General features: G+C 57.6%; 6 protein-coding genes. 2 read left to right on the forward strand and 4 right to left on the reverse strand.

Going from position 1 to position 5,416, the window contains the following annotated elements; translation table 11 throughout:
- Nucleotides 1-181: 181 nt before the first annotated feature.
- A complete protein-coding gene (locus FY528_RS20980; protein ID WP_149072965.1) occupies nucleotides 182-1,132 on the forward strand; it encodes an IS481 family transposase in 951 nt (316 codons plus the stop codon).
- A gap of 18 nt (nucleotides 1,133-1,150) precedes the next feature.
- On the opposite strand, the gene FY528_RS20985 is transcribed toward FY528_RS20980, so the two are convergent.
- The gene (locus FY528_RS20985) at nucleotides 1,151-1,882 is read right to left on the reverse strand and encodes a metal-dependent hydrolase (RefSeq protein ID WP_149072966.1); all 732 of its coding nucleotides are present in this window, start codon (nucleotides 1,880-1,882) and stop codon (nucleotides 1,151-1,153) included.
- A 191-nt stretch (nucleotides 1,883-2,073) separates the two neighbouring features.
- Between FY528_RS20985 and nudK the strand changes: the two genes are divergently transcribed.
- The gene (nudK, locus tag FY528_RS20990) at nucleotides 2,074-2,661 is read left to right on the forward strand and encodes a GDP-mannose pyrophosphatase NudK (protein ID WP_149072967.1); all 588 of its coding nucleotides are present in this window, start codon (nucleotides 2,074-2,076) and stop codon (nucleotides 2,659-2,661) included.
- Between the two features lie 168 nt (nucleotides 2,662-2,829).
- Here the strand turns inward: nudK and FY528_RS20995 are convergent, their stop codons facing one another.
- The 3 genes from FY528_RS20995 to FY528_RS21005 all read right to left on the reverse strand — a co-directional run bounded on the left by FY528_RS20995 (nucleotide 2,830) and on the right by FY528_RS21005 (nucleotide 5,285).
- The gene (locus FY528_RS20995) at nucleotides 2,830-3,972 is read right to left on the reverse strand and encodes an acyltransferase family protein (protein ID WP_149072968.1); all 1,143 of its coding nucleotides are present in this window, start codon (nucleotides 3,970-3,972) and stop codon (nucleotides 2,830-2,832) included.
- A gap of 177 nt (nucleotides 3,973-4,149) precedes the next feature.
- Nucleotides 4,150-4,575: a hypothetical protein gene (locus tag FY528_RS21000; RefSeq protein ID WP_149072969.1), complete on the reverse strand. Its 426-nt coding sequence runs from the start codon at nucleotides 4,573-4,575 to the stop codon at nucleotides 4,150-4,152.
- Between the two features lie 350 nt (nucleotides 4,576-4,925).
- On the reverse strand, nucleotides 4,926-5,285 hold the full coding sequence (locus FY528_RS21005) for a hypothetical protein (protein WP_149072970.1): 360 nt from the start codon (nucleotides 5,283-5,285) through the stop codon (nucleotides 4,926-4,928).
- Nucleotides 5,286-5,416 lie beyond the last annotated feature (131 nt).

Here is a 5,416-nt window from a genome sequence, read left to right on the forward strand (position 1 = left end):
CCCGTGCCCCCACTGGTGCCCGGCTGGCCCAACGTGTGTGGTTCGACCAATTTCCATTCTCGCTCGGTTAACTCGTGGCGGCGCAACATGCCGCAAAGCTAGCCCCACTGTCCACACTCTCTAGGTGTATAGTCCCAGGGCGTGATGGTGTATTTTCCGGGCAGGACTTTCGCACTCAGTTATGGGACAAGTACTCCACGGCAGCGCCCGCACAACGGCGGCAGTACGGCGCGCTATCCAACACAGCCAGGAAAGCTTACAAAGTTTAGCCACGCGTTACAACATCAATCCGAAAACGGTGGCCAAGTGGCGTAAGCGCGCTACGGTGCAGGATGCGCCCATGGGCCCGGTGCCGGCCTCGACGGTGCTCACGGCCGAGCAGGAGGCCATTGCCGTAGCGTTTCGGCGCCACACGCTCTTGCCGCTGGACGACTGCCTCTACGCGCTGCAGGCTACGATTCCGCAGCTCTCCCGTTCCGCGTTGCACCGCTGCTTCCAGCGCCACGGCATCAGCCGCCTGCCACTGACCGAAGACGGGCAGAGTCCGCCCAAAAAGAAATTCAAAGATTATCCCATCGGGTATCTGCACGTCGATTTCGCCGAGGTGCAGACCGAGGAAGGCCGCCAGTACCTCTTCGTGGCCATCGACCGCACTAGCAAGGTGGCCTTTGCCGAGTTGCACCCACGTGCTAAACGCGTCGTGGCGGCCGAATTTCTGCGGCGCGTACTCGACAAGCTGCCGTACAAGGTGCATACGGTGCTGACCGACAATGGCGTGCAGTTCACGCCCCAGCCCCACCAGTGCTTACCCGGCGGGCACAGTTTTGACCGCATCTGCCGCGAATACGGCGTGGAGCACCGCCTGACCAAACCCGCACACCCGTGGACCAACGGCCAGGTTGAGCGCATGAACCGCACGATTAAGGAAGCAACTGTGCAGCGCTTCCACTACCAGAACACGGCCGAGCTGAACGAGCACCTGCAAGCCTTTTTGCTGGCCTACAATCACGGCAAACGCCTGAAGACCCTGCGGGGGCTGACGCCGCACGAATTCGTCTGTGCTCAGTGGCAAAAGAACCCGACTATCTTTAGCCGAAACCCGACCCACCTCACGCTGGGACTATACATCTAGGAAGCCAGACGGAGAAACTCAGCGTAGCCCACTAAGTACAAGCTCTTCTCCGGCTTCGAGGGCATGTACAGTGACGGCTCCAGCAGAGGAGAGCTGCGCCCGCAACTGCTCGGGCGTACCCAACAACGAAGGGAAGGTACCATAGTGAAAAGGCACCACGTGGTGTACGCCTAAAAGGCGTGCGGCGTGCGCCGCCTCCCGCGGGCCCATGGTATACCTGTCGCCGATAGGCAGCACTGCCACCGTGGGCTGATAGAGCTCGGCCAGCAGGCGCATGTCGCCAAATAGGGCTGTGTCGCCGGCCAGGTACAACACGGTGCCATCGGAGAAGCGCAGCACAAACCCTACACCTTCGTGCGCAAAACCGGTGGTGCCATCCGGCATATCCACGTGGGCGGCGTGATGTGCCACCGTCATGGTCAGGCGCAGGTTCAGCACGTCTATGCTCCCGCCTACGTTCATAGCCTCGCACTGGCCGGTGGGCACGCCTTGCTCGTTCAGGTAAAAGCGCACGGGTGCCGGTGCCACTACCCGGGCCCCGGTACGCGCCAACAAGGCGGGCAGCTCAGGGTCGAAGTGGTCGTCGTGGCCGTGGGTGAGGAGCACCAGATCGGCCCGCTCGGGTTGGCGCAGGTGGTCAGGTACATAGGGGTTGCTGGTTAGCCAGGGGTCCAGCAAGATGATGTGGTCCTCGGGCGTGGTGATGCGGAAGCTGGCGTGGCCCAGCAGCTGCAGGCGGGTAGTGGGCATGGAGGTGTGGGGAATAAGGTGGCAAATAAGCACAAAACCTCACAGTCGGTCTGCCTCTGCCAGGCGTATCGGCTGGCTTTTTCTGCCCCGGCGCCCCGGCACACTCGCGCGGCCGGGTACATGATTGTGTGAGGCGTTGGCTGCTTGCTTCGGATGAGCAGCCATCTACCTTTGAGCCTTAACTCCTGGCTATGCTCTCCAACCCCGAGGTTCACATCAAGCAAACGGAAGTCCTGTCCGACAACTGGTATACCCTCCGCAAAATCACCTTCGACATCCGGCAGCCCAACGGGGAGTGGAGCACCCAAAGCCGGGAGGCCTACGACCGGGGCAACGGTGCCGTGATTTTGCTCTATAGTCGCGAAAAGCAAGCGGTGGTGCTGACCCGGCAGTTTCGGATGCCCACCTACCTCAATGGCAATGCCTCCGGCATGCTGATTGAAGCCTGCGCCGGTCTGCTCGACCAGGACAACGCGGAAGACTGCATCCGGCGCGAAACCGAAGAGGAAACCGGCTACCGGGTGCGTAACGTCACCAAAGTGCTGGAGGCCTACATGTCGCCAGGCTCGGTCACGGAAATCCTTTACTTCTTCGTGGCCGAGTACGCCGAGGAGCTGCGGGTACACGCCGGAGGCGGGGTGGAGCACGAGCAGGAAAGCATAGAAGTGCTGGAACTTCCCTTCACCGAAGCCCTGCAGATGGTGCAGACCGGCGCCATCAAAGACGCAAAAACCATGCTGCTGCTGCAATATGCCCAGCTGAACAACCTGCTAGGGTAAGCTAGCCAAGCCCAAGCCGCCCGGTATCCCTTCGAAACCTCAGTTTAGGAATTGTCATGCTGAGCTTGTCGAAGCATCTCTACCGCTTCGTTGCACTGGTATTCAGACGAAGCAATAGAGATGCTTCGACTCTGCTCAGCATGACAATTTTCTAACACGCTCATAGCCTTAGCGGGCGGCCAGAAACCGCCCGCGCAGCCAGCGCCGCACCGGCTCGTCGTAGAGCTTGAGGGCGGCGTAGGCCAGGGCTACGGCCGCTACAAAGGTGAGCAAAGCCACGGGCAGGGCCTGCTGCCAGCTGGGCTTGTGCGTGCTCACCCAGCTGGTATAGGTGTAGATGAAGGGGTAGTGGGTGATGTAGAGCGGGTAGGAAATGTCGCCGAAGAACTTGCACACGCGGGCTGCTACCTTGCCCGTAACCTGCCCGCTGGCGCCCAGCCACACAATCAGCGGGAACACCAGGATGATGCTGAGTGAGTCGTAGAGGCCGTTTTGCCAGAGGTGGTCGGGGCCGCCCACGCGCGGGAAAGCCAGCACCAGCAGGAGCAGGAGGCTGCACAAGCCAAAGGCGTTCTGTACCCGGCCCAGGCGCGCTACGCGGCACAGCAAAAGCCCGCCAAAAAACGGGAACAGCATGCGCGTGAAGCCCACACGCAGCTGCTCGCGGTCCAGCGACCAGCCCCCGATAACGTCGCCGGTAGCACTCGTGACGGCGAAGTGGATAAGGGCGGCCCCGGTGAGAGCGACCAGCACGGACAGGGCCTCGTTGGAAAGCTTGCGCGCGCCCAGGGCGTACAGCAGATTGGCCACGTACTCGTAGAACAGCGACCAGCCCGGCCCGTTGAGCGGGTGCATCTCGTGCCAACCCCGGATATCCATCGACAGCGGCACGGGCAGCAGTGTGCAGCCAATGAGCATCACCACCAGCACGAGCCAGCCGGGCACCGTACTGATGCCGGGCCACAGCGGCGAATCCTGGAAGTAGTACAGCGCCGCGCCCACCACCATGCCCAGCACCACCAGCGGCTGCAACCGAATCAGCCGGATTTTAACGAACTCCCGGAGCGTCATTTGCTCCCACCGGTCGTCGTAGGCATAGCCGATGACGAAGCCCGAAAGCAGGAAAAAGAAATCCACGGCTAGGTAGCCGTGGTTGATGCGCTGGTCGAGGTGGCTGGTGGCGTGGGCCTCAAACAGGTGAAAGGCCACCACCGTGAGGGCCGCCACGCCCCGCAGCCCGTCCAGAATAGCGTAGTGCGGCTTGGTGCTCAACGCCGGGGCGGCAGGTTCGGCCAGTAGTTGTGTCTGCATACGCGAATGTAGGCGGCGGCTCTGTGCCGAACCAGCACCGTTCGGACTGTTTTCCGACGTCAAAAGAACCGCCCTTCTGCCCATGCCCGCGTACCCTCAAGGCTGTGCTACTCTCCGCTTCGAAGATAAAGCCCCGGAGACAACGCCGGCCCACTAGGGAGCATGCCGGGAGCAAAGTCAGGAAATAGCCGTTATATCGAGCATAGCAAGGCTGCCTACGTTGCTGGGCAGGCGGGTGCGGAGCAGCAGCTCCGCCAGCGGCGGCGGTAGCTCGGCCACGGTGAGGGGACAGGTGGGCCGGGCTACCAGGTAATACTGGGCATCGTCCCGCTCGTGCAGGCGGGTTTTGGCGAAGGAGAACAACCCGCGCCGGGCGTAGCGCACTGGTTCGTTGCCCTGCAACCCAGGCTCCACGGCTTTGGCTTCCCCGCGTTCGGGCAGGGTGAGAAAATACTGATGCAGCAGTAGCAAGTCTTCCTGGGAAGCGGCTACCGACTCGGGCAACACGCCCCCGCCCGAAGCCACGTGCAGCACGTGCCCCGCCGCATCGGTGGCGAAGTAGTCAATATCCGCGTCTTCTTGGTCGATGTCGTCGATGCGCATGCAAAGGGGCAATGAGTGATTGGGTGGCGTTGGTCTAAAAAGAGGTGGTCTGTAGTTGGGGAATGATGATAAAATAATCTTTAATCTGATCAGTGAAGGGTCTGTAAATAGGGTTACAGAAAGATATTATTTTTCATCAATAATCAAGAATTGATGTTATTCATTGTAATTCTTGATGAATCTAGTTTTTCCACTAGTCTTTGACTTAAAAAAACTTATTTAAATTGTGTAAGCTAAATAAGTCTTGTCTAACTTGTTGTTCTAGTATTTTTCTCTTTTTTGCAATGGTTTTATAAAAAAATTTCCCTATTGATATAATCTCTTCATCCGAAGATGCTTCATCTGTTCTTCTATTTAATGCTAAAAAAAACATCATTGAGTTCTTGCATAGCTTCAACTGTTTCTTCCTCTATCCAAATGCTGTATGCCATAGCTAAGGTGAGATTTTGCTGAAACTCCATAAATTTTTCTCGTCCATACGCAAATATTAGATGAAATGCCTTTTGGTCGTCATCAAGAACAGTCGACTTTAGAACAGATATTTGGGTTTCTAAAAATTGGTAAGCGGCCAGTCTTTTATTTATAATTTCTTTATAATAATTATGTTTATAATCTATGTCTTTTGCTCTTAATGATACGTAGGCAGAAATAAGAGCTGATATAATAGCCGAAATAACCGAACTCGTTAGTATTATTGTAATGTTATTCATTTTTTGGTGGTGGTCTAAAAGGTGGTTTTGCTGAATGTTCGTTTCTGTTCGCATTGCCGGTTATGCTCGTCAATAACAAGTTGGATGCGGACGTGGTGCATCTTTAAGCACCGGCTGAACGAGCAGGACTT

Origin of the sequence: Hymenobacter lutimineralis, from assembly GCF_008271285.1 — a bacterium.
Classification (GTDB): Bacteria; Bacteroidota; Bacteroidia; order Cytophagales; family Hymenobacteraceae; genus Hymenobacter; species Hymenobacter lutimineralis.